The organism is Streptomyces sp. NPDC038213 (assembly GCF_055600495.1).
Genome location: NZ_JBVJYM010000078.1, coordinates 1 through 1,333, shown reverse-complemented (window position 1 = coordinate 1,333; position 1,333 = coordinate 1). Strand labels below are relative to the sequence as shown.

Annotated in this window: 1 protein-coding gene; it reads right to left on the bottom strand. The window is 74.3% G+C overall.

What is annotated here, in order from left to right; all coding sequences use genetic code 11:
* Nucleotides 1–1,333: DUF4118 domain-containing protein (locus ACZ7JZ_RS36030; RefSeq protein WP_470947401.1), on the bottom strand; the 1,333-nt coding region annotated here is incomplete at both ends.

Below are 1,333 nucleotides of genomic sequence, written 5' to 3'. Positions count from 1 at the left end.
CGACGAGCCGCCGCCGGTCGAGCAGGGTGACGGCCTGGGCGGCGAAGGCGCCGAGGAGGCGGCGGTCCTCGGCGGGCAGCACGCGGCCGGTGAGGACGAGGGCCGTGCGGTCGCCGACCGGGGCGTCCACGTCCGCGTCCTCCGGCCGGTCCGCGGGCGAGGGGCCGGCGCTGGCCGTACGGGTCCACGGTTCCGCGTCCCCGGCGCGCTCCAGCAGGGCGGCGGACTCCATGGCGAAGGTCTCGCGGACCCGTTCGAGGAGGGCTTCGAGGGAGGTCTCGCCGCGCAGCAGGCTGCCGGCGAGCAGCGAGAGCGCCTCGGATTCGGCGCGCAGCCGGGCGGCCTGGTGGGTGCGGCGGGCCGCGAGGTCGACCACGGAGGCCACCGCGGCGGCCACCGTGAAGAAGACCGTGATCGCGACGATGTTCCGCTGGTCCGCGATCATCAGCTGGTGCAGGGGCGGGGTGAAGTAGTAGTTCAGCAGCAGGCAACCGAAGGCGGCCGAGGCCAGGGCCGGCAGCAGTCCGCCGAGCAGGGCGGCGGCCACGGTCAGCGCGAGGAAGAGCAGCATGTCGTTGGCGAGCCCGAGGTCCGCGTCCACGTGCGTGAGGAGCAGCGTGAGCAGGGCGGGGCACACCACGCCGACCACCCAGCCGGCGAGGATCCGGGTCCGGCCGAGCGGGGCGCGCCCGCCCGCGCGCGCGGAGGGCAGGCCGCGGCCGCGGGCGGCCTCCTCGTGGGTGACGATGTGGACGTCGAGGTCGGGCCCGGAGTCCCGCGCCACCGTCGCACCGACACCCGGCCCCCACACGTACTGCCACGCCTTGCGGCGACTGGAGCCCAGCACGATCTGCGTGGCGTTCACCCCCCGCGCGAACTCCAGCAGCGAAGCCGGAACATCGTCGCCGACCACATGATGGAACGTACCGCCCAGGTCCTCCGCCAGGGTCCGCTGCACCGCCAGCTCCTTCGGCGAAGCCGAGGTCAGACCATCACTGCGCGACACGTACACCGCCAGCACCTCACCCCCCGCCCCCTTCTCCGCCAGCCGCGCCGCCCGCCGGATCAGCGTCCGCCCCTCCGGACCACCCGTCAGCCCCACCACGATCCGCTCCCGCGCCTGCCACGTCGAACGGATCCCGTGCTCACCCCGGTACGCACGCAGGTACTCGTCCACCCGGTCCGCCGTCCACAACAGCGCCAGCTCCCGCAGAGCCGTCAGGTTCCCCGGACGGAAGTAGTTCGACAGCGCCGCATCCACCTTCTCCGGCCGGTACACGTTCCCGTGCGCCAACCGGCGCCGCAGCGCCTGCGGCGACATGTCCACCAGCTC